The organism is Delftia sp. Lp-1 (assembly GCF_020523835.1).
GTDB lineage: Bacteria > Pseudomonadota > Gammaproteobacteria > Burkholderiales > Burkholderiaceae_C > Comamonas > Comamonas acidovorans.
Window position 1 is genome coordinate 383,733 of the sequence record NZ_JAJALJ010000001.1, and the last position, 21,945, is coordinate 405,677.

The window sequence follows — 21,945 nt, forward strand, 5'->3', positions numbered from 1 at the left end:
TATGGGCCTGATTATCGTTTGACCAGGCTCAAGGCGCAGACCTAGCATGCGTGCCAGGAATCCACCCCGCCGCAGGGCTGCCCTGTGGCTCCAACTTCAGTCCCCACGAGCACCATGTCCTCTACGCCTGCCCACACCTTCGTGCCCTCCGACGAGATCCGCGCACGGTTTTCCAGCGCCATGTCCGAGATGTACCGCGATGAAGTGCCCCAGTACGGCACGCTGATCGAACTCGTGGCCGACATCAACCAGCGCACGCTGCAGGCCGAGCCCGCGCTGCTGGCCCGGATGCAGCGCAGTGGCGAGCTGGCCCGCCTGGGCGTGGAGCGCCACGGCGCCATCCGCGTGGGCACGGCGGCCGAGCTGTCCATGCTGCGCCGCCTGTTCGCCATCATGGGCATGGAGCCCGTGGGCTACTACGACCTGTCGGTGGCCGGCGTGCCCGTGCACTCCACGGCCTTCCGCCCCGTGGGCGATGCGGCGCTGCTGGCCAACCCTTTCCGCGTCTTCACCTCGCTGCTGCGCCTGGACCTGATTGCCGACGAGGCGCTGCGGGCCCAGGCGGGCGCCATCCTGGCGCAACGCAGCATCTTCACCGAACGCGCGCTGGCGCTGATCGCCCAGGCCGAAGCCCATGGCGGCCTGGCCGACGCCGATGCCGACGCATTCGTGCGCGAGGCGCTGGAGACCTTCCGCTGGCACAGCGAATCCACCGTGGACGGCACCACCTACGACGCGCTGCACAAGGCCCACCGCCTGATCGCCGACGTGGTCTGCTTCAAGGGCCCGCACATCAACCACCTGACGCCGCGCACGCTGGACATCGACGCGGCCCAGGCCGCCATGCCCGCACGCGGCATGGACGCCAAGGACGTGGTCGAAGGCCCGCCGCGCCGCGCCTGCCCCATCCTGCTGCGCCAGACCAGTTTCAAGGCGCTCAAGGAGACCGTGCGTTTTGCGGGCGATGCCACGGGCGCGGGCTCGCACACGGCGCGCTTCGGCGAGATCGAGCAGCGCGGCGTGGCGCTGACCCGCAAGGGCCGCGCGCTCTACGACCAGCTGCTGGCCCAGGTGCGCGACATGGGCAGCGCGGGCAGTGCCGCACCCGACTACGGCAGCCGCCTGGCCCAGGTCTTCGAGGCTTTCCCCGACACCCATGAGCAGCTGCGCCGTCAAGACCTGGCCTTCTACCGCTTCACGCTGAGCGACGAGGGAGCCGCCCTGGCCGCAGGCGAGGCCGCAGCGGCCGCCGCGTCGGACTTGGACGCCCTGATCGCCCGCGGCCTGGCCCAGGCCGAGCCCATCGTCTACGAAGACTTCCTGCCCGTGAGCGCGGCCGGCATCTTCCAGTCCAACCTGGGCGGCGAAGAGCAAAAGCAGTACGCGGCCCATGCGGCCCAGCAGGCCTTCGAGGCCGACCTGGGTGCCCGCGTGCATGACGAGATCGCGCTGTACGAGCAGGCGCAGCAGCGCTCCATCGACCAGCTGCGCAGCGCGCTGCGCGGTCAGGCCACCAAGGTCGCCGCATAAGCGCCGACCCGGGCTGAGCCCGCCACCGTTGATCCCCTTCCCCGGGGCGCATGCACAGGCGCCAGGCCTGCGCGTGCGCCCTTTTGTTTTTGCCATTTGCCGGAGGCCTTCATGAGCACCGCAGACCAGGGCGCGTCGTCGCCCACCGCCCATCTGTTCAACCCGCTGTTCGCACAGCCCGAAGGCTCGCCGATCCGCGAGCTGTTTCCCTACCTGAGCCGTCCCGGCATGCTCTCGCTGGCCGGAGGCTATCCCTCGCCCAGCCTGTTCGATGCCGAAGGTTTGCAGCAGGCCGCCATGGCCGCGCTGCAGCAGGATGCCGCCACCAGCCTGCAGTACGGCGCCAGCGAAGGCCAGCTTGCGCTGCGCGAAGCCCTGGCCGCGCTGTGCGCCACGCGCGGCATTGCCTGCACGCCGGCCGACATGATCGTGACCACGGGCTCGCAGCAGGCCTTCGACCTGCTGGTCAAGGTGCTGGTCGAGCCCGGCGATCCGGTGCTGGTCGAAGTGCCCGCCTACCCGGCCACGCTGCAGACCCTGAAGCTGGCCCAGGCACAGGTCGTTGCCGTGCCCACGGACGAGCAGGGCCTGGACACCGAGGCCCTGGCCCGCCTGCTGGCGCAGTGGCCCCATGCGCGTGCCCCCAAGCTGCTCTATACCGTGCCCAACTTCTCCAACCCGGGCGGCACCCTGCTGCCCGCGGCGCGGCGCACGGCCCTGGTGGAGCTGGCGCGCCAGCATGGCTTTGTCATCGTCGAGGACGATCCCTATGGCGAGCTGCGCTTTGCCGGCCAGCGCGAACCGTCGATCTACGAAACGGGCCTGGCGCTGTGCGGCGCCCAGGCCAATCCCGTGGTCTACCTGTCCAGCCTGTCCAAGACCGTGGCGCCTGCGCTGCGCATCGGCTGGATGCTGGCCGACGCCCAATTGCTGCGCCGCTGCACCATCGCCAAGCAGACGGCCGATCTGTGCACCTCGCCGCTGGCGCAGATGATCGCCGCGCACTATCTGCGCTCGGGCCGCTATGCGCCCCAACTGGCCCAGGCCTGCGCCGAGTACGCGGCGCGCATGGATGCGCTGTGCTCTGGCATGCAGTCGGCCCTGGGCGATCAGATCCGCTTCGTGCGGCCTGCGGGGGGCATGTTCGTCTGGGCCCAGCTGCTGCCGCCGCAGCGGCTTGCGGGCGATTCCCAGGCCCTGGCCCGTGCGCTGTTCACGGCAGCGGTGGAGCAGGGCGTGCTCTATGTGCCGGGCAAGGCCTTCTTCCCGGCCGATGCGGCAGACAAGGCCGGCCTGTGCATGCGCCTGTCGTATGCGGCGCCCACCGTGCCCCAGATCACCGAGGCCGTGGCACGCCTGGGCCGGGCCTGGGGCCAGGCCGTGTCCTGAAAGACATCGGCAAAAGCGTTCATGCAATGACAAAGGCCGCCCGAGGGCGGCCTTTGTCTTGCTGGGCAAACCGGGTATGGCGCAAGGCCTGCCCGGTTGCGGCGGGCAATTACATGCCCATGCCGCCCATGCCACCCATGCCGCCCATGTCGGGCATGGCAGGGCCGCCTTCAGCCTTGGGAGACTCGGCGATCATGGCTTCGGTCGTCAGCAGCAGCGATGCCACGGAAGCGGCGTTCTGCAGGGCCGTACGCGTCACCTTGGTCGGGTCCAGGATACCCATTTCCAGCATGTCGCCGTAGGTGTCGTTGGCAGCGTTGAAGCCGTAGTTGCCCGAGCCGTTCAGCACGGCGTTGACCACCACCGAGGGCTCGCCACCGGCGTTGGCCACGATTTCGCGCAGGGGCGCTTCGATGGCCTTCATGATCAGCTTGATGCCGGCGTCTTGCTCGGCATCGCCGGTCTTCAGGTCGCCCACGGCTTGCTTGGCACGCAGCAGAGCCACGCCGCCGCCGGCCACGATGCCTTCTTCCACAGCAGCGCGGGTAGCGTGCAGGGCGTCTTCAACGCGGGCCTTCTTTTCCTTCATCTCGACTTCGGTGGCAGCGCCAACCTTGATCACGGCAACGCCGCCAGCCAGCTTGGCCACGCGCTCTTGCAGCTTTTCGCGGTCGTAGTCGCTGGTGGCTTCTTCGATCTGGATGCGGATCTGCTTGACGCGGGCTTCGATTTCAGCAGCTTGGCCAGCACCGTCGATGATGGTGGTGTTTTCCTTGCCGATTTCGATGCGCACTGCCTGGCCCAGGTCTTCCAGGGTCACCTTGTCCAGCGCCAGGCCCACTTCTTCAGCGATGACCTTGCCGCCCGTCAGGATGGCGATGTCTTCCAGCATGGCCTTGCGGCGGTCGCCGAAGCCAGGAGCCTTGACAGCCACAACCTTCAGGATGCCGCGGATGGTGTTGACCACCAGCGTTGCCAGGGCTTCGCCTTCGACGTCTTCTGCAATGATCAGCAGGGGACGGCCGGCCTTTGCCACGGCTTCCAGCGTGGGCAGCAGGTCACGGATGTTGCTGATCTTCTTGTCGAACAGCAGCACGAAGGGGTTGTCCAGCAGGGCAACCTGCTTTTCAGGGTTGTTGATGAAGTAGGGCGACAGGTAGCCGCGGTCGAACTGCATGCCCTCGACGACGTCGAGTTCGTTGGCCAGCGACTTGCCTTCTTCAACGGTGATCACGCCTTCCTTGCCGACCTTGTCCATGGCTTCGGCAATGATGCTGCCCACGGATTCGTCGGAGTTGGCGGAGATCGAGCCGACCTGGGCGATTTCCTTGGAGGTGGTGGTGGCCTTGGATTGCTTCTTCAGCTCGTCCACCAGGGCGGCGACAGCCTTGTCGATGCCGCGCTTGAGGTCCATGGGGTTCAGGCCGGCGGCCACGTACTTGGTGCCTTCGCGGACGATGGCCTGTGCCAGCACGGTGGCGGTGGTCGTGCCGTCACCGGCGATGTCGTTGGTCTTGGAGGCCACTTCCTTCACGAGCTGGGCGCCCATGTTCTGCAGCTTGTCCTTGAGTTCGATTTCCTTGGCGACCGAGACACCGTCCTTGGTCACGGTGGGGGCGCCGAAGGAGCGCTCCAGTACCACGTTGCGGCCCTTGGGGCCCAGGGTGACCTTGACCGCGTTGGCCAGGATGTTCACGCCTTCAACCATGCGGGCGCGTGCTTCGCCGCCGAAAACTACGTCTTTTGCTGCCATTTCAATTCTCCGGATTCAGTTGGAAAGTGCGGTTTCGAAGCGCGGATTACTTTTCGACGACTGCGAACAGGTCGTCTTCCTTCATCACCAGCAGTTCGTCGCCATGGACCTTGACGGTCTGGCCGCTGTACTTGCCGAACAGAACGCGGTCGCCGACCTTCACGTTCAGAGCGATCACTTCGCCCTTGTCGTTCTTCTTGCCGGGGCCCACTGCCAGCACTTCGCCCTGGTCGGGCTTCTCGGCGGCATTCTCGGGGATCACGATGCCCGAAGCCGTCTTGGTTTCGTTCTCGAGGCGCTTCACGATCACGCGATCGTGCAGGGGACGCAGGTTCATACCAACTCCTAAATCATCAACAAAGTTGAAACAAAGACTTGCCGGCCCGGCGGGCCGACATTCGAAGCAATGTGGGACAGAGGACTGTTAGCACTCATGCCCAACGAGTGCTAATAATAAGGCAATTCGGCCAGGATTCAAGGGGTAGGGTCGATGTGCCGCAAGACGGCACACCCGGTGCGGCACTAGCGCAAGGGCAGGGGCAGATTCACAACCCCCTCGGCCGCTGCCTTGAAGTTCTCCATGACTTCATCGATCGGCTGACCCATCTGCGCATGAACGATGGCGCCATCCGCCACCAGGGTGAGCGCAGCGCCCACGGACACGGGATGGCCACCGAACAGGCGATCCAGCACGGACGACATTTCCTGCTTGTGCCGCCGGACCGTCGCCAGGATCTCAGGGTCGGACGAGCCCAGTTCGGCAGCGGCGTTGAGAAAGGCGCAGCCCCGAAAGTCGGGCTGGCCGAACCAGCTCCTGAGGGTGGCGGACAGGGCATCCAACGCTGGCGAGCCAGCGTCAGTCGCCTGCGCCAGGCTGGCCTGGAACCAGGAAATCCACCGCTCATGGCGGTAGTCGAGGTACGCGCGGATCAGGTCGTCCTTGCTGGCGTACTGGCGGTAGAAGGTGACTTTGCTGACCGACGACCGCTCGATGATCCGGTCCACACCCGTGGCCCGGATGCCCTCTGCGTAGAAGAGGCCATGGGCTGCCACCAGGATGCGCTCGCGGGGCGGCAATGACTCGAGAGATGGCTCGGAAGTTTTCATGAAGACATTGTAGACAGATCGTTCCACCTCCGTTAGAGTGGCGCATGTAGACAGATCGTTCTACATCTCTTCAAAAGGTCACATCATGGAAACTCGCCCACCCCTGCCCCCGTTCTCTCTCGCAAGCGCCGTCCAAAAGGTCCGTCTGGCCGAGGATGGGTGGAACACACGCGATGCGGCCAAGGTCGCGATGGCCTATACCCCCGACACGAAATGGCGCAACCGGGCGGAGTTCGCCAACAGCCGCGCCGAGGCCCAGGCCCTTCTTGAGAGAAAGTGGAAGAAGGAGCTGGACTACCGGCTGATCAAGGAGCTTTGGCTGTACGCGGAAAACCGGATCGCAGTCCGCTACGCCTATGAGTGGCACGACGATGCCGGGAACTGGTTCCGGTCGTACGGCAACGAGAACTGGGAATTCGAGGCCGACGGTCTCATGCGCCGACGCTTCGCATGCATCAACGACATGCCCATCCAGGAGTCGGAGCGCAAGTTCCACTGGCCGCTGGGCCGTCGCCCCGATGACCACCCCGGGCTGTCCGACCTGGGCCTGTAGGCAAAGCCCCGGGCCACGTCCCTAGGTAGCCGGCCGCTGCCGCGATGGCCTGGGCGGGGAGGAGCTCCGCCTTACCGACTCAACGCCTTGCGGACCTCCGCCTGAAACGCCTCGCTGTTGCGAAGACGCAGGTACTCCTGGTATGCGGCCCGATATTCCTGCGTTTCGACTCCGTAGGAGATCGATATCTCCGCATGGCGGTCCAATCCGGCGCGGCGCCAGAGTGCGAGATCGGCGATGACTTCGGCGCGGGAAAGCGCTGCGTCCGATGTGGCTGCCGAGGCGTCTTGCGGCTGCGAATGGGCTGCGAAGCAGGTCGAGAAGGCGATGGCCGCAAGCGCCGGCTTCAGGAGGCGTGCGGCTGCAGCAACGGTGGGGGAGAGGGTTGTGTTTGACATGGTTTGACGGATGGGGGTTGGTGGAGCCGGGCCATGGCTTCGGCCGCCTGCTTGGGCAGGTCGCTTGGGCCGCATGTCCCGCAGGGGTGTTCGGTTTCTTTGCTGTGTGGAAAGGGGGCTCCTTTCGGGAAGTGGCAGGTTCAGCGGGCAACGCTGGCGGGCAGACCGTGGCTGGCGGCTGCCACTGCCCTGGAAGGCTCCGGCGTCCAGCCGCCGCCCAGCGCCTTGAAGATCGCGACCGTCGATCGCGCCGACTCCATCCGGGCCTGCGCCTGTGCATCCAGCACGCCCAGCAGGCTTTCATCCGCCTGCAGTACCTCGATCAGGCTGACCACGCCCTTGTCGTAGGCGGCGCCTGCGGCCTGCCGGGCCCGCGTGAGCGCATCCGCACCCCTGGCGAGCACGGCCATCAGCTCCTGCCGCTTGTCCTGAGACACCAGGGCGTTCTCCACTTCTTCCGTGGCGCGCAGTACCGACTGGCGATAGGCGGCAAGGCTTTCCGCCTCCTGTGCCTGCGCCTGTTGGATCTGTGCGTTGATGCGACCGAAGTCGAACAGCCGCCAGCGCAGGCCGCCCACAACGGTTGCCTGCGACGCGCCGGCGCTGAAGAGATTGCCCGCGGAGATGGAGGTGGCGCTGCCGATCAGGCCGCTGATCGACAGCTTCGGGTAGTACTCGGCAATCGCCACGCCGATGCGTGCGTTCGACGCTGCCAGGCGCCGCTCCGCCGCGATGAGGTCCGGGCGTCGCCGCAGCAGATCGCCGGGCGCCTCTGCCAGGGAAAGGGTTGGCAGCACGGGGACCGGGCGGGGATCGGCCAGCTCTGCCCGGTGCGTGCCGGGTGCCGTGGCCAGCATCACGTCCATGGCGTTGAGCGCGGCCTCGAGCGCGGTCTCCAGCGGCGGGATGGTCGCTTGCGCCCGCGCAAGCGCCCCCTCGACCTGGCGCAATTGAAGCTCTGATGCCAGTCCTTTGCCAAACCGCAGTTCGACGATGGAGCGCAGTTGCTGCTGGGTTTGCACTTGCGAGCGTGCCACTGCCAGCCGCGCCTGCAGGCCGCGAATCTGGATATAGGTGTCCGCAGTCTGTGCGGCCACCGCGAGCCGCACGGCAGTGGCGCCGGCTTCCGATGCCTGGTACTCGGCCAGGGAGGCCTGCCTGGCCCTGCGCAGGCCGCCGAAGAGATCAAGCTCCCAGCTGGCTCCGAGGTTGGCCTCCTGGGCGCTGCCGTAGCGATCGAACCCCGGCATGGAGTCGAGCACCCGGCCCAGCGGAGTCTCGACCGACTGATAGCTCCTGGCCGTTTGCGCCGAGATCTGGGCCGACGGCAGCAGGGCGGCTGCCGCCGCATCCAGCCCGGCGCGTGCCTGAAGCACGCGGCCAGCGGCCTGGGCAACATCCAGGTTTTGCTGCAGTGCCGCCGTGACGAGGCGCGCCATCTGCGGATCGCCAAAGGCTGCCCACCAGGCTGCAAGGTCCGTGGAGGAGGCCGGCGAGGGCGGCTTGGTCTCACCCAGAACGCGGCTGCCCATGTAGGTCTGGGGCAGGGCCGTGGCGGGCGGCTGGTAGTCAGGGCCTACCGCACACCCTGCACAGAGGCTGGCGAGCATCAGAAAGACGGGGGCGGCAAGACGCGGCATGTTCAACAGTCAGAAGCGTGGTGACACTGTGACTATATTCCAAAATGGTCACTTGCATAGTATTTTTTTGATGGAGTAAGCTAGGCCGCATGAGCACCACCAACGTCTATCCGACCTCTGCGCGCGGCCCGGTCGAACACGATGTCCGGCAACAGATCGTGACTGCGGCGAAAGAGCATTTCAGCCGCTACGGCTACGAGAAAACCACGGTGTCCGACCTTGCCAAGGCCATCGGCTTTTCCAAGGCCTACATCTACAAGTTCTTCGAGTCCAAGCAGGTCATCGGCGAGATGATCTGTTCCAACTGCCTGATGGAGATGGAGGCGGAGATCCGCCAGGCCGTCGCCAGCACGGATGCGCCTCCCGAGCAGCTGCGGCGCCTGTTCAAGGCGATCGTCGCTGTCACGCTGCGGCTTTTCTCCGAAGACCGCAAGCTGTACGAGATCGCCATTTCGGCGTCGGCCGAGCGCTGGCAGGCAGCGCAGGCCTATGAGGAACGCATGCATCAGCTGCTGCTGCAGATACTCGATGCCGGGCGCCAGCGGGGCGACTTCGAGCGCAAGACGCCGCTGGATGAAACCGGGCGCGCCATCTTCCTGGTCATGCTTCCCTACCTGAACCCGGTGATGCTGCAGCACAGCCTCGACCATGCGGATGAGGCGCCCGCACAACTGGCCGGATTGGTGCTGAGAAGCCTGTCGCCCTAAAATCCGCAGTTGTGACCATTGACATAAATGGTCACCAATCACAGAATCGGGTCCTGCTCATTGATCGGGACCCCTCATGCTTCGGCACCGCCATCTGTCCATCGCCGCTGTCGGCGCACTGTCACTTGCACTCGCAGCCTGCGGCAAAAGCACGCCGCCGGATCCGCGCACCCAGCCACCCCTCGTTCGCACCACCCTGGTAGCGCCAGGCCATTCTTCCGAGCGCGTCTTCACCGGCACCATCGCGGCCAGGGTGCAGGGCGATCTTGGATTTCGCGTGGCCGGCAAGGTGCTGGAGCGCCTGGTGGATACAGGCCAGACGGTCAGGCGCGGCCAGGCATTGCTGCGCCTCGACCCGGTGGACCTGAAGCTGGCCGCCAATGCCCAGCAGGAGGCCGTCGCAGCCGCCAGGGCACGTGCGCAGCAGGCCAGCGACGAGGAGCAGCGCTACCGTGACCTGCAGGGAACGGGTGCCGTTTCGGCCTTGGCCCATGAACAGATCAAGGCGGCCGCAGATGCCGCCCGCGCCCAGCTCAGGGCGGCCGAAGCGCAGGCCGCCGCAGCGCTGAACGCCAGCCGCTACGCCGAACTGCTGGCCGATGCCGATGGCATCGTGATGGAAACACTTGCCGAGCCTGGCCAAGTCGTCAGTGCCGGCCAGGTGGTCGTGCGCCTCGCCCATGCTGGCAGGCGCGAAGCGGTCGTCCAGTTGCCCGAAACACTGCGCCCCGCGCTGGGCTCGGCGGCCCAGGCCCGCCTGTTCGGCAGGGAGGATGTGGTCATCCCCGCCAGACTGCGCCAGCTGTCCGATGTGGCCGACCGGGCCACCCGCACCTTTGAGGCCCGCTATGTGCTGGACGCCGGCGCGGCGGCCAGCGCCCCGCTGGGCAGCACGGTCACGCTCAGGATTGGCGGGACATCGACAGCGACATCTACATCGACATCGACAGCGGGCAAGGCAACCCTGCAGGTCCCCATCGGCGCCATCCTCGATGAGGGCAAGGGCGCCGCTGTCTGGGTGGTGCAGGGCGATCAGGTGAGGCGCCAGCCCGTCACCGTGGTTCAGGTGCAGGACGGCAATGCCCAGGTGGTGGGTGCGCTCGGCTTGGGGGAGCGGATCGTCGCGCTCGGCGCGCATTTGCTGAGCGAGGGCGCGCAGGTGCGACTGGACAGCGAGGCGCCGGCGCCTTCAACGGCAACAACGTCCACGGCGTCCTCCGTGTCCACGGGAGCGTCCCGTGAGTGAAGGCCGTTTCAACCTATCGGCGCTTGCCGTCCGTGAGCGCTCCATCACGCTGTTCCTGATCCTGCTGATTTCGCTGACGGGTGTCTTTGCCTTCCTGAAGCTGGGCCGGGCGGAAGATCCGGCCTTCACCGTCAAGGTCATGACGATCATCACGGCCTGGCCTGGCGCCACCCCGCAGGAAATGCAGGACCAGGTGGCAGAGAAGCTGGAAAAGCGCCTGCAGGAGCTGCGCTGGTATGACCGCACCGAAACCTTCGTCAGGCCGGGGCTGGCCTTCACCACGCTGACCCTGCTCGACTCCACGCCCCCCGGCGAGGTGCAGGAGGAGTTCTACCAGGCCCGCAAGAAGCTCGGTGACGAGGCCCGCAACCTGCCGGCGGGCGTGATCGGCCCGATGGTGAACGACGAGTACGCCGACGTGACCTTTGCGATCTACGCCCTCAAGGCGCGCGGCGAGGAGCCCCGGGCGCTGGTGCGCGATGCCGAAGCCTTGCGCCAGCGTCTTTTGCATGTGCCGGGCGTCAAGAAGGTCAACATCGTCGGCGAGCAATCCGAGCGGATCTACGTGGAGTTCTCGCACGAGCGCCTGGCCACGCTGGGCATCAGTCCGCAGGACGTCTTCGCGGCATTGAACAACCAGAACGCACTCACGCCTGCCGGGTCGGTGGAGACCCAGGGACCCCAGGTGTTCATCCGCATCGACGGGGCGTTCGACGCGCTGCAGAAGATCCGCGACACGCCCATCGTGGCCCAGGGCCGCACGGTCAAGCTGTCCGACATCGCCACCGTCCAGCGCGGCTACGAAGATCCCTCGACCTTCATCATCCGCAACGGTGCGGAGCCGGCCTTGCTGCTGGGCGTCGTCATGCGCGACGGCTGGAACGGGCTGGATCTGGGCAAGGCGCTGGACCGGGAGGTGGGCGCCATCAATGCAGACATGCCGCTGGGCATGGGCCTGACCAAGGTGACGGACCAGGCCGTGAACATCAGCGCCGCCGTCGATGAGTTCATGCTCAAGTTCCTGGCCGCGCTGCTGGTCGTGCTGGTGGTGTGCTTCGCCAGCATGGGCTGGCGCGTTGGCGTGGTGGTGGCTGCGGCCGTGCCGCTGACGCTGGCGGCCGTGTTCATCATCATGGCCGCGACGGGAAAGAATTTCGACCGCATCACGCTCGGCTCGCTGATCCTTGCGCTGGGCCTGCTGGTGGACGACGCCATCATCGCCATCGAGATGATGGTGGTGAAGATGGAAGAGGGCTACGACCGCGTGGCCGCGTCCGCCTACGCCTGGAGCCATACCGCGGCGCCCATGCTGTCCGGAACGCTGGTGACGGCGGTGGGCTTCATGCCCAACGGGTTCGCCCGCTCCGCTGCAGGCGAGTACACCAGCAACATGTTCTGGATCGTCGGCATCGCGCTCATTGCGTCCTGGGTGGTGGCCGTGGTGTTCACGCCCTATCTCGGCGTGAAGATGCTGCCCCCTCTCAAGAAGGTCGAAGGCGGACATGCGGCGATGTATGGCACGCCCCGCTACGAGCGCCTGCGGCGCGTGCTGGGCAAGGTGATCGCCCGCAAGGGCATGGTGGCTGCAGTCGTGGGCGGGCTCATGGTGGCTTCCGTGCTGGGCATGTCCATCGTGAAGAAGCAGTTCTTCCCCATCTCCGACCGGCCCGAGGTGATGGTCGAGGTGCAGATGCCCTACGGCACCTCCATCGGCCAGACGAGCGAGACCACCCGCAAGGTGGAAGCCTGGCTGCTGCAGCAGCCCGAATCGGAGATCGTGACCGCCTATATCGGCCAGGGCGCACCGCGCTTTTTTCTGGCCATCTCGCCTGAGCTGCCCGACCCTTCGTTCGCCAAGATCGTCGTGCGCACCGCCAACCAGGCGCAGCGCGACACGCTCAAGCTCAGGCTGCGCGAGGCCATCGCCCAGGGACTGGCTCCGCAGGCGCAGGTGCGCGCATCGCAGATCGTGTTCGGGCCGTACTCCCCGTTCCCCGTGGCGTATCGCGTCTCCGGCCCCGACCCGCAGCGGCTGCGCGACATTGCCGGCCAGGTGCACCAGGTGCTGCACGACAGCCCGATGATGCGGACCGTGAACTCCGACTGGGGCGTGCGCACCCCCGTCATGCGCTTCACCCTGGACCAGGACCGGCTGCAGGCCATGGGCCTGACCTCCGCGGCGGTCGCGCAGCAGCTGCAGTTCCTGCTCAGCGGCGTGCCCGTGACCACCGTGCGCGAGGACATCCGCACCGTGCAGGTGATGGCGCGTTCTGCGGGCGGCACCCGCCACGATGTGGCCAGGGTCGGCGACTTCACGCTCATCAACGCCACTGGCCAGCGCATACCGCTGTCGCAGCTGGGCGAGGTCACCGTGCAGATGGAGGAGCCCGTCATGCGCCGCCGCGACCGCATGCCCACCATCACGGTCCGCGGAGACATTGATGACAGCCTGCAGCCGCCCGATGTGTCGGCGGCCATCACCCGGCAGCTGGAGCCCATCAGGAAGGCGTTGCCTGCGGGCTACCGCATCGACGAGGCCGGCTCCATCGAGGAATCCGGCAAGGCCATGACGGCCATGCTGCCCCTGTTCCCGATCATGATCGCCATCACGCTGATCATCATCATCTTGCAGGTGCGGTCGATATCGGCCATGGTCATGGTGTTCCTGACCAGCCCCCTGGGATTGATCGGCGTGGTGCCGACGCTGATCGTCTTTCAGCAGCCCTTCGGCATCAATGCACTGGTGGGGCTGATCGCGCTGTCGGGCATCCTGATGCGCAACACGCTGATCCTGATCGGGCAGATCCAGCACAACGAACAGGAGGGGCTTGCGCCGTTCCAGGCGGTGGTGGAGGCCACTGTCCAGCGCGCCCGGCCCGTGATCCTGACCGCGCTGGCGGCGATCCTGGCATTCATCCCGCTGACCCAATCGGTGTTCTGGGGAACGCTGGCCTATACGCTGATCGGCGGCACGCTGGCCGGCACGGTGCTGACGCTGGTCTTCCTGCCTGCCATGTACTCGATCTGGTTCAGGATCAGGCCCGGCGAAGCACGGCGCTGATGCACGGCACACGCGCCCAGGGCTTTGGCCGATTGGCCACAATGGGGCATCCCGTTCCAGGCTCAGGAGGCCATGCATGTCCGATATCCGCTGCGGCGATTCCACCCACCCACGCGCATCCCTGGGCCGCCGCTGCGCGCGTGCCGCCGCTCCCCTGCTGGCGGCGCTGCTGCTGTCGCCGCTGGCCCAGGCCGCGCTCAAGGTGGGCGACAGCGCGCCGCGCTTCACCACGCCGGCCGCGGTGGCGGGCAAGGCCTTCGATTTCGACATGGCCGCCACGCTCAGGAAGGGGCCGGTGGTGCTGTATTTCTTCCCCAAGGCCTTCACCCAGGGCTGCACCATGGAAGCCCACGCCTTTGCCGAGGCCACGCCGCGTTTCGCGGCCATGGGCGCCACGGTGGTGGGCATGTCGCATGACGACATCGATACGCTCAAGCGCTTTTCCACCGAGGCCTGCCGCGACCAGTTCGCCGTGGCATCGGACCCGCAGGCGCAGACCATCCGCGCCTACGACGCCTCGGCCGCCGCCGACCCCCAGCGCGCCGACCGCATCTCCTACGTGATCGGCCAGGACGGCAAGGTCCGCTTCGTGCACATCGGCTCGGACCCGGACGAGCATGTGCGCCAGACCGAGGCCGCGGTCAAGCGACTGACCGGAAAGTAGCCCACCGCGCGGCCCCTGTCAGGGGCCGTTGCCCTCGCTGGCCAGGATCTCGGCGTATTCCTCGTCCGTGAACAGCCTGGAGCGTGTGTGGAAGGCCTTGCCCGTGCTGCCCTCCAGCGAGAAGGTGCCGCCCTGGCCCTCGATCACGTCGAGGATGAGCTGGGTGTGCTTCCAGTACTCGTACTGGGATTTGCCGATGTAGAAGGGCGCGCCGCCCACCTGGCCCAGCAGCACGTCCTGGGCGCCTATCGTCAGCTCGCCGGGCAGGTAGCAGTTGGCGGCGCTGTTGTCGCAGCAGCCCCCGGACTGGTGGAAGAACACCGGCCCGTGCTGCGCCTGCAGGTCGGCGATCAGCGCCAGGGCGGCATCGGTGGCAATCACTTTGTCAACCATGGGTTGGTCCTTTCCTGGGCGGCCGGCCGCGCTGTGCGCCGCCGGCCGCATTCACCTGGGAAGAACTTCAGAAGAAGCCCAGCTTGTTCTCGCTGTAGCTGACCAGCAGGTTCTTGGTCTGTTGGTAGTGGTCCAGCATCATCTTGTGGGTCTCCCGACCGATGCCCGATTCCTTGTAGCCGCCAAAGGCCGCATGCGCCGGGTAGGCGTGGTAGCAGTTGGTCCACACGCGCCCGGCCTTGATGGCGCGGCCCATGCGGTAGGCCACGTTGCCGTTGCGGCTCCACACGCCCGCGCCCAGGCCGTAGAGCGTGTCGTTGGCAATGGCCAGGGCCTCGGCTTCGTCCTTGAAGGTGGTCACGGCCAGCACGGGGCCGAAGATTTCCTCCTGGAAGATGCGCATCTTGTTGTGGCCCTTGAACAGCGTGGGCTGCACGTAGTAGCCGCCTTCCAGGTCGCCGCCCAGATGGGCCTGGCCGCCGCCGGCCAGCACCTCGGCGCCCTCCTGCTTGCCCAGGTCCAGGTACGACAGGATCTTGGTGAGCTGCTCCTTGGACGCCTGCGCGCCCATCATGCTGTCGGTGTCCAGCGGGTTGGCATGCCGGATGGCGGCCACGCGCTGGAGCACGCGCTCCATGAAGCGGTCGTAGATGCTTTCGTGGATCAGCGCGCGGCTGGGGCAGGTGCAGACCTCGCCCTGGTTGAAGGCGAACAGCACCAGCCCTTCGACGGCCTTGTCGAGGAAGGCATCGTCCTTGTCCATCACGTCGGCGAAGAAGATGTTGGGCGACTTGCCGCCCAGCTCCAGCGTGGCCGGGATCAGGTTGTTGGCCGCGGCCTGGGCGATCACGCGGCCCGTGGAGGTGGAGCCCGTGAAGGCGATCTTGGCGATGCGCTTGCTGGTGGCCAGCGGCATGCCGGCCTCGCGGCCGAAGCCGTTGACGATGTTGAGCACGCCGGGCGGCAGCAGGTCGGCAATGAGCTCGGCCAGGATCAGGATGCTGATGGGCGTGGACTCGGCCGGCTTGAGCACCACGCAGTTGCCCGCGCCCAGCGCGGGTGCCAGCTTCCAGGCCGCCATGAGGATGGGGAAGTTCCAGGGGATGATCTGGCCCACCACGCCCAGCGGCTCCTGGATGTGATAGGCCACCGTGGTCTCGTCGATATGGCTGAGCGCGCCTTCCTGGGCGCGCACGCAGCCCGCGAAATAGCGGAAATGGTCCACGGTCAGCGGGATGTCGGCATTCAGCGTCTCGCGGATGGCCTTGCCGTTGTCCACGGTCTCGGCATAGGCGAGCAGCTCCAGGTTGGCCTCGATGCGGTCGGCGATCTTCAGCAGGACATTCGCACGCTCGGCCGCGCTGGTGCGGCCCCAGGCGTCGCTGGCGGCATGGGCGGCGTCCAGCGCCAGTTCGATGTCCTCGGCCGTGGAGCGCGCGGCGCGGGTGTAGACCTTGCCGCTGATGGGGGTGACCACGTCGAAGTACTGCTCCTTGACCGGAGGTACGAACCTGCCGCCGATGAAGTTGTCGTAGCGGGCCTTGTAGGCGATCTTGGCGCCAGCGGCGCCGGGTGCTGCGTAGACGGTCATGCTGCTTGTCTCCTGAGGATGCTTATGGGTCTGTTGTGATCGGGTGTGGATCGGCATATCCGGCCATGGCCGGACGGCAGACATGATTCAAAAGCCGTGCCAGCCTGCAGGCCGCAGGGCAGGTGCCCGCAAAGGCACGCGGGACGTGGCTGCTGCGGGTATTCCCGTGCGCGTTCGCCCTGTGCCGTGACGTTGCGCAACAGGACAACTGTCCAGAAATGGAACAGTCGGGCGCCTGGCCTGCCACTTGGCTTGCCCGGTGCCCTCCGGCCCCGCATACTGGTCTGCAACGCGGCGCAATGACGCCCGAGCAGGAGACAGCATGCAATCGAGAGCCTCCCTTGTGGCCTTGCGCCAGGCCCGTCACAGCCTGATGGAGTCAGGCCTGTGCCCCAGCGGCCTGGTGGACGAGCGCCTGGCGCGCTCGTGGCAGCGCTGCATCGAGCAGGGACTGCGTCCCACAGGACGGCTGGGCGCCGCCGACAACCTGGAGCAGCACGCGCTGGGCGTGCTGCGCAGCCGCCACCATGCGCTGCTGGCGCATTCACGGCCCGTCATGGAATACCTGTCCGAGCAGGTGCGCGGCAGCCAGAGCGTGGTGGTGCTGGCCGGCCCCTGCGGCACCCTGGTGGATACCTGCGGCGACCCCTTCTTTCTGGGCAAGGCCGAGCGCGTGGCCCTGGCCAGCGGTGCGTCCTGGCATGAGGCGCAGCGCGGCACCAATGCCATCGGCACGGCACTGGCCGAGATGGACTCCATCGAAATCCAGGGCGGCGAGCATTTCCTGGAACGCAACGGCTTTCTCACCTGCGCGGCCGCGCCCATCCTGTCGGGCACGGGCCAGCTGCTGGGCATTCTGGACATCTCCAGCGAATATGGCCGGGGCAGCCCGCACACGCTGGGCCTGGTCGGCACGGCGGCCCGCATGATCGAAAACCGCCTCATGGCCTGCGACGGCCAGCGCCACATCCGCCTGCACCTGCACGCGCGGCCCGAAGGCATTGGCACGGTGGCCGAAGGCATTGCGCTGATCTCCGCCGACGGATGGCTGGTGGGCGCCAACCGCGCCGCGCTGGCCCTGCTGCGCCTGTCGCGGGCGCAACTGGGCAGCGTGTCGCTGGAGCAGGTGCTGGACGCGGGCCTGGAGGAGCTGCTGTCACGCCAGCACCGCCAGCCCGATGCGGCCCAGCCGCTGCGGCGCCATGACGGCACAGCGCTGTTCGGCCAGCTGGTGCCGGACCGGCGCACGGTCCGGTCCTCGGTCGTGGAGCGGGTTGCAGAGCAACAGCAACAGCAACAGGCGCCGCAGCAGCCGGCGCGCGATGCGCTGGCGCGGCTGGACACGGGCGATGCGCGCTGGCGTGCGGCGGCCGACAAGGCCCGGCGCGTGCTGGGCAAGCCGATTGCGCTGCTCATCCAGGGCGAGTCCGGCGTGGGCAAGGAATGGTTTGCGCGCGCGGCCCACGACAGCGGGCCACGCCGCGACGGCCCCTTCGTGGCCATCAACTGCGCGGCCATGCCCGAGTCGCTGATCGAGGCCGAGCTGTTCGGCTACCGCCAGGGTGCCTTCACGGGCGGGCGGCGCGAAGGACAGGCGGGCCTGCTGCGCCAGGCGCACGGCGGCACCCTGTTCCTGGACGAGATCGGCGACATGCCGCTGTCGCTGCAGACCCGGCTGCTGCGCGTGCTGCAGGAGCGGCAGGTGGTGCCGCTGGGCGGTGGCACGCCCGTTGCGGTCGATTTCGCGCTGGTCAGCGCCTCCAACCGCAGGCTGCGCGAGGATGCCGACCAGGGGCGTTTTCGTGCCGACCTGTACTACCGCATCAACGGCCTGGCCGTGGAGCTGCCGCCGCTGCGCGAGCGCGGCGACTTCGAGGCGCTGGCCGCGCGCATGCTGGCCGACATCGAACCCGCGCGCCCGCTGCGCATGGCACCGGCCCTGCTGGCGCAGCTGGCCGGCCATGGCTGGCCCGGCAATCTGCGCCAGTGCGCCAGCGTGCTGAGAACGGCCTGCGCCATGCTCGATCCCCATGAGGACTGCCTGCAGTGGCAGCACCTGCCCGACGACTTCCAGGCCGAGCTGGCGCAGACCGCCCGCAGCGGCCCCCGGCTCGACGCTGCGCCGCAAAGCCTGGATGAACTCTCGCGCTCGGCCGTGCGGCAGGCGCTGGAGAACTGCCGGGGCAATGTCACCCAGGCCGCGCGCATGCTGGGCATCAGCCGCCAGACGCTGTACCGCAAGCTGGCCCAGGACCGTGCGGCGGAGGGCTTGCGGCTGCAGTGAGGCGCCTGCCGGTGCTCAGGCCTTGAAGGTGATCCAGGGCCTGAGCTTCACGGCGGCATGGATCAGGCCGGCGGCCTCCTGCGACTCGATGACCGGGCCGATGGGCTTGTAGGCTTCGGGCGCCTCCTCGATGCGGCGCTCCTCGCGCAGCGTCACGCATTGCCAGCCCTGTTCGCCCGCATGACCTGCACGGGCTTCGGGCCGCAGTGCGCGCACGGCCTGGCGGCGCATGCGCCGCCCCGCGCCATGGCTGCAGGACCAGAGCCAGTCGGCCGCGCCCAGGCCCGTGACCAGGTACGAGGCATCGCCCATGGACCCCGGGATGAGCGCGAAGTCGCCCTCGTTGGCCGGTGTGGCGCCCTTGCGGTGGATGTTCATGCCGCCTTGCTGCAGGACCACGTTGTGCGGCACATCGACGACCAGGCGCGAATCCGCTGCGCCCACGATCTGCTCCAGGTCCTTGCGCACCAGCTCGGCCAGCACCACGCGGTTGGCCCAGGCATAGCGCGCCGCCACGCCCATGGCCTGCAGGTACTCGCCGGCCAGCGGACCCGACAGGCCGTACAGGCCGCTGGCCGGGTGCTTCACGCCTTGCGGCCACTCGGCCCGGGCGCGGTCCATCCAGGCCTGGCCCACGTAAAAGCCCAGGTCGCGCGAGCCGCTGTGGATCATCACCACCACGTCGCCCGCGCGCAGGCCGGCCCGGTAGGCCGCGTGGCGGTCCAGCACCTCATCGACCACCTGCAGTTCCACGAAATGGTTGCCCGATCCCACCGTGCCCAGGCACGGGTCGCGGAACACGGCATGGCGCTCCTGCAGATAGGCATGGGGCGCGTGGCGGGCGCTGCCAGCGAAGCTGTCCAGGCCGATGCAGGCGGCCAGCTCGCGGTGCAGGCGATCCCTGTCGACATGGCCCCACAGGCCCTGGCCGCTCAGCCGGTCCACAAAGGCGGCCGGCCCGTGGTCGAACAGCGCGCGGAAGGCGGCCGTGGTCACGGGCACGTCGCGCCCGCTGCCCAGCAGGCTGGCGGTCAGCAGTTCCACCAGCCGGCCCTTGTGCGGCGCCAGCTGGTCCAGCCGGGCGCCCGTGGTCAGCAGGCGCACGCTGCAGTTGATGTCCGTGCCGATGGCGGCCGGAATGACGAAGTCCGATGGCGTGGCCACCACGCTGCCCACGGGCGCCACCGTGCCCGGATGGAAGTCGGGCGTGGCGCAGGCGCGGCAGACGGCGCCATGGCTGCCCTGGCCGTCATGCCGGCGCACGGCCGCAAAGGCCAGCAACTGGCGCACGGCCTTGTCCTCCAGGGGAAGGCTGTCGGGAAGAAGAATGTGGGCCTCGGCCTGGCCATCGCGCACGTGGTAGATGCCGTCGCGATAGTCGAGAGAGATGCCCGTGCGTGCAAAGGCACGCTGGAGTCGTTGAGGAGTGCTCATGGCTGCAGATCCGCGAGGCCTGGTTGGCGCTCGCCGCGTCCGGTGGGTGTACGGACGATGAAAGACACCCGGGCGGCAAAGGCCCGGAAAACGTCTTTCCTGCAGCAGCTCGTTCAAGAAAGAAGGGGCGCAGTATAGCGGGATCCGCGCTGGACGGCAGGCGCTACGCGTTGCGCCGCTCGTACTGGGCGATGGCGTTGAGCAGCAGGGGAGAGAACTTCTTCGCGTAGTCGGCGCCGCTCCACTGGCTTGACGATCCGCTCAGGTGCAGGGCGCCCAGCGGCACGCCGTCGGCATCGACCACGGCGGCGGCCAGCGCGACCTCGCCCATGATGAATTCATCCACCACCATGGCGTAGCCGCGCTCGCGCACCTTCTTCAGTTCCGCCTGGACGGCCTTGGCCGTGGTCAGCGTCCGGGGCGTGCTGGCCACCAGGCGGCCGGGGGCCAGCAGCTGCTCCACCTGCGCCTCGTCCAGCCGTGCCATCACGGCGCGCCCGCCTGCCGTGCATTGCAGGGGCACGCGCCGCCCGACCAGGGAGGCGTGGTAGTGCTCGGTGCTGGTCTGGTGGCGCAGCACGTGCACCAGCCAGTCGCCGTCGCGCAGCGACAGGCTGATCTTCTGCTCCGTGTCCTTGGACAGCTGCAGCAGCAGGGGGTTGAGCGCCTCGGCCAGCGCATGCGTGCGCAGGAAATGGAAGGTCAGGTCCAGCACGCCCGGGCCCAGCCGGTAGCGGCGGGTCTGGCTGTTTTGCTGCAGGTAGCCCTCGGCGCTGAGGGTGTAGGCGTAGCGCTGGGCGGCGCTCTTGTCCAGGCCGCTGCGCTCCATGATTTCCGTGAGGCTCAGGTCGCCCGCCGCGCCCTTGAAGCAGTCCAGCACGCGGAATGCCTTGCCCACGGAACCCACATACAACGCGTTTTCGATCATCGTTTTACCTGATTGTGAATCTGAGGTATTAAATAACAATACCAAGTATTGAAAAATACGGAGGCAGCGGATGCCACAGCAAGCCATTGTCAGTGCGGACCGGGCGGTCGGCGCGTCGGAGTGGATCAAGGGCCAGCGGGAGAACATGCTTTCGCTGCTGGCGGACATCGTCAACATCGACTCGGGCAGCTTCGACAAGCCCGGCGTGGCGCGCGTGTTCCGGCGCCTGGAGGCCTTCTTCCTGGGTCAGGGGCTGCAGGTCAGCCCGCATTTCGTCGATGGCGTGGAGGCGGCGATCTCGGTGACGGTGAACGCGGGCAGCACCGTGGGCAGGCCCGTGCTGCTGATGGGGCACTGCGACACGGTCTTCCCTGAAGGCGAGGCCGCGCGCAGGCCGTTTCGCATCGAAGGCGGCAGGGCCTACGGCCCGGGCGTGGCCGACATGAAGTCGGGCATCGTCATGAACGCCTTCCTGCTGGCTGCACTGGCCCACAGCGCGGAGCCTGCGCCCGAGGTCACGGGCCTGTTCACCTGCGACGAGGAAATCGGCTCGCCCCTGAGCAAGTCCGTCATCGAGCCCTTCGCGCGCAAGGCGGGCTTTGTCTTCAATGCGGAGCCGGGCCGGCCTTCGGGCAACGTGGTCACGGGCCGCAAGGGCGGCGTGTTCTTCGGCGTGGAGATCGAGGGCAAGGCGGCGCACTCGGGCGCCAACTTCGCCGAGGGCATCAGCGCCATCTCGGAGCTGGCGCACAAGGTGGTGGCGCTGGACGCGCTCACCGACCTGGACAAGGGCGTCACCGTCAACGTGGGCCTGGTGTCGGGCGGGCTGTCGGTGAACACGTCGGCGCCGTCGGCCAAGGCGGCCATCGACCTGCGCATCTTCGACCTGGACCAGCGCGAGTCCCTGGTGGGCCGCATCCGCTGCATCTGCGACAAGTCCTTCATCCAGGGCACGCGCTCCACGCTGAACATCACCGGCGAGTTCCGCCCCTTCGTTCCCACGCCGCAGTCGCAGCAATTGTTCGAGCTGTACCAGGCCGAGCTGGGCGCGCTGGGCCACAAGGCCGAGGGCGAGTTCAGCGGCGGCTGCGCGGACTCGGGCGTGACCTCCAGCCTGGGCGCCATCACGCTGTGCGGCACCGGCCCCGTGGGCGGCAAGTTCCACACCACCGACGAGTACTGCGAGGTGGACACCATCGTCCCGCGCGGCCTGGCGGTGCTCCACACCATTGCGCGCCTGCCCCACGCCCGGTGGTAGGGCGCGCCT

The 21,945-nt window shown here is 67.6% G+C and carries 18 protein-coding genes; 9 read left to right on the forward strand and 9 right to left on the reverse strand.

The window, feature by feature from the left end:
• Window positions 1-114: 114 nt before the first annotated feature.
• Both hglS and LGR64_RS01675 read left to right on the forward strand, forming a co-directional pair.
• Window positions 115-1,530 (forward strand): 2-oxoadipate dioxygenase/decarboxylase HglS, encoded by a 1,416-nt coding sequence (gene hglS / locus LGR64_RS01670; protein WP_034397069.1) that lies wholly within the window; start codon window positions 115-117, stop codon window positions 1,528-1,530.
• Between the two features lie 111 nt (window positions 1,531-1,641).
• Window positions 1,642-2,919: an aminotransferase-like domain-containing protein gene (locus LGR64_RS01675; protein ID WP_096916783.1), complete on the forward strand. Its 1,278-nt coding sequence runs from the start codon at window positions 1,642-1,644 to the stop codon at window positions 2,917-2,919.
• Window positions 2,920-3,028: 109 nt separating this feature from the next.
• Here LGR64_RS01675 and groL read toward each other — a convergent pair whose 3' ends face one another.
• The 3 genes from groL to LGR64_RS01690 all read right to left on the reverse strand — a co-directional run bounded on the left by groL (window position 3,029) and on the right by LGR64_RS01690 (window position 5,779).
• On the reverse strand, window positions 3,029-4,672 hold the full coding sequence (gene groL / locus LGR64_RS01680; RefSeq protein ID WP_230354905.1) for a chaperonin GroEL: 1,644 nt from the start codon (window positions 4,670-4,672) through the stop codon (window positions 3,029-3,031).
• A 46-nt stretch (window positions 4,673-4,718) separates the two neighbouring features.
• On the reverse strand, window positions 4,719-5,009 hold the full coding sequence (locus LGR64_RS01685) for a co-chaperone GroES (protein WP_012207457.1): 291 nt from the start codon (window positions 5,007-5,009) through the stop codon (window positions 4,719-4,721).
• Between the two features lie 185 nt (window positions 5,010-5,194).
• Window positions 5,195-5,779: a TetR/AcrR family transcriptional regulator gene (locus tag LGR64_RS01690; RefSeq protein WP_230354906.1), complete on the reverse strand. Its 585-nt coding sequence runs from the start codon at window positions 5,777-5,779 to the stop codon at window positions 5,195-5,197.
• A gap of 85 nt (window positions 5,780-5,864) precedes the next feature.
• On the opposite strand from LGR64_RS01690, the gene LGR64_RS01695 reads away from it, so the two are divergent.
• Complete coding sequence (locus LGR64_RS01695; RefSeq protein WP_016445466.1) at window positions 5,865-6,332, forward strand: nuclear transport factor 2 family protein; 468 nt, start codon at window positions 5,865-5,867, stop codon at window positions 6,330-6,332.
• A gap of 71 nt (window positions 6,333-6,403) precedes the next feature.
• On the opposite strand, the gene LGR64_RS01700 is transcribed toward LGR64_RS01695, so the two are convergent.
• The gene (locus LGR64_RS01700; RefSeq protein ID WP_230354907.1) at window positions 6,404-6,730 is read right to left on the reverse strand and encodes a hypothetical protein; all 327 of its coding nucleotides are present in this window, start codon (window positions 6,728-6,730) and stop codon (window positions 6,404-6,406) included.
• Window positions 6,731-6,870: 140 nt separating this feature from the next.
• Window positions 6,871-8,370 (reverse strand): efflux transporter outer membrane subunit, encoded by a 1,500-nt coding sequence (locus LGR64_RS01705; protein WP_230354908.1) that lies wholly within the window; start codon window positions 8,368-8,370, stop codon window positions 6,871-6,873.
• A gap of 89 nt (window positions 8,371-8,459) precedes the next feature.
• Between LGR64_RS01705 and LGR64_RS01710 the strand changes: the two genes are divergently transcribed.
• The 4 genes from LGR64_RS01710 (at window position 8,460) to LGR64_RS01725 (ending at window position 14,048) form a co-directional block, all read left to right on the forward strand.
• The gene (locus tag LGR64_RS01710) at window positions 8,460-9,077 is read left to right on the forward strand and encodes a TetR/AcrR family transcriptional regulator (protein WP_012207452.1); all 618 of its coding nucleotides are present in this window, start codon (window positions 8,460-8,462) and stop codon (window positions 9,075-9,077) included.
• A 76-nt stretch (window positions 9,078-9,153) separates the two neighbouring features.
• Window positions 9,154-10,323: an efflux RND transporter periplasmic adaptor subunit gene (locus tag LGR64_RS01715; RefSeq protein ID WP_230354909.1), complete on the forward strand. Its 1,170-nt coding sequence runs from the start codon at window positions 9,154-9,156 to the stop codon at window positions 10,321-10,323.
• Window positions 10,316-13,384 (forward strand): efflux RND transporter permease subunit, encoded by a 3,069-nt coding sequence (locus LGR64_RS01720; protein WP_230354910.1) that lies wholly within the window; start codon window positions 10,316-10,318, stop codon window positions 13,382-13,384. Before LGR64_RS01715 ends, LGR64_RS01720 begins: the two co-directional genes overlap by 8 nt.
• 76 nt (window positions 13,385-13,460) lie before the next feature.
• A complete protein-coding gene (locus tag LGR64_RS01725) occupies window positions 13,461-14,048 on the forward strand; it encodes a peroxiredoxin (protein WP_198819539.1) in 588 nt (195 codons plus the stop codon).
• Window positions 14,049-14,066: 18 nt separating this feature from the next.
• Here LGR64_RS01725 and LGR64_RS01730 read toward each other — a convergent pair whose 3' ends face one another.
• Both LGR64_RS01730 and exaC read right to left on the reverse strand, forming a co-directional pair.
• Window positions 14,067-14,441 carry a DUF779 domain-containing protein gene (locus LGR64_RS01730; RefSeq protein WP_012207448.1) on the reverse strand — a complete coding sequence of 125 codons (375 nt, stop codon included), beginning with the start codon at window positions 14,439-14,441 and terminating at the stop codon, window positions 14,067-14,069.
• A 67-nt stretch (window positions 14,442-14,508) separates the two neighbouring features.
• Entirely contained in the window at window positions 14,509-16,032 is a 1,524-nt protein-coding gene (exaC, locus tag LGR64_RS01735; RefSeq protein ID WP_012207447.1) for an acetaldehyde dehydrogenase ExaC, read from the reverse strand.
• Window positions 16,033-16,354: 322 nt separating this feature from the next.
• Between exaC and LGR64_RS01740 the strand changes: the two genes are divergently transcribed.
• Window positions 16,355-18,316: a sigma-54-dependent Fis family transcriptional regulator gene (locus LGR64_RS01740; protein WP_230354911.1), complete on the forward strand. Its 1,962-nt coding sequence runs from the start codon at window positions 16,355-16,357 to the stop codon at window positions 18,314-18,316.
• 15 nt (window positions 18,317-18,331) lie between these two features.
• On the opposite strand, the gene LGR64_RS01745 is transcribed toward LGR64_RS01740, so the two are convergent.
• Window positions 18,332-19,750: an RtcB family protein gene (locus LGR64_RS01745; protein WP_034397062.1), complete on the reverse strand. Its 1,419-nt coding sequence runs from the start codon at window positions 19,748-19,750 to the stop codon at window positions 18,332-18,334.
• 163 nt (window positions 19,751-19,913) lie between these two features.
• Window positions 19,914-20,678 carry an IclR family transcriptional regulator gene (locus LGR64_RS01750; protein WP_013800690.1) on the reverse strand — a complete coding sequence of 255 codons (765 nt, stop codon included), beginning with the start codon at window positions 20,676-20,678 and terminating at the stop codon, window positions 19,914-19,916.
• 70 nt (window positions 20,679-20,748) lie between these two features.
• Here LGR64_RS01750 and LGR64_RS01755 point away from each other — a divergent pair, with 70 nt between their 5' ends.
• Window positions 20,749-21,936, forward strand: a complete 1,188-nt coding sequence (locus LGR64_RS01755) for a M20 family metallopeptidase (protein ID WP_016450904.1) — start codon at window positions 20,749-20,751, stop codon at window positions 21,934-21,936.
• Window positions 21,937-21,945: the final 9 nt, after the last annotated feature.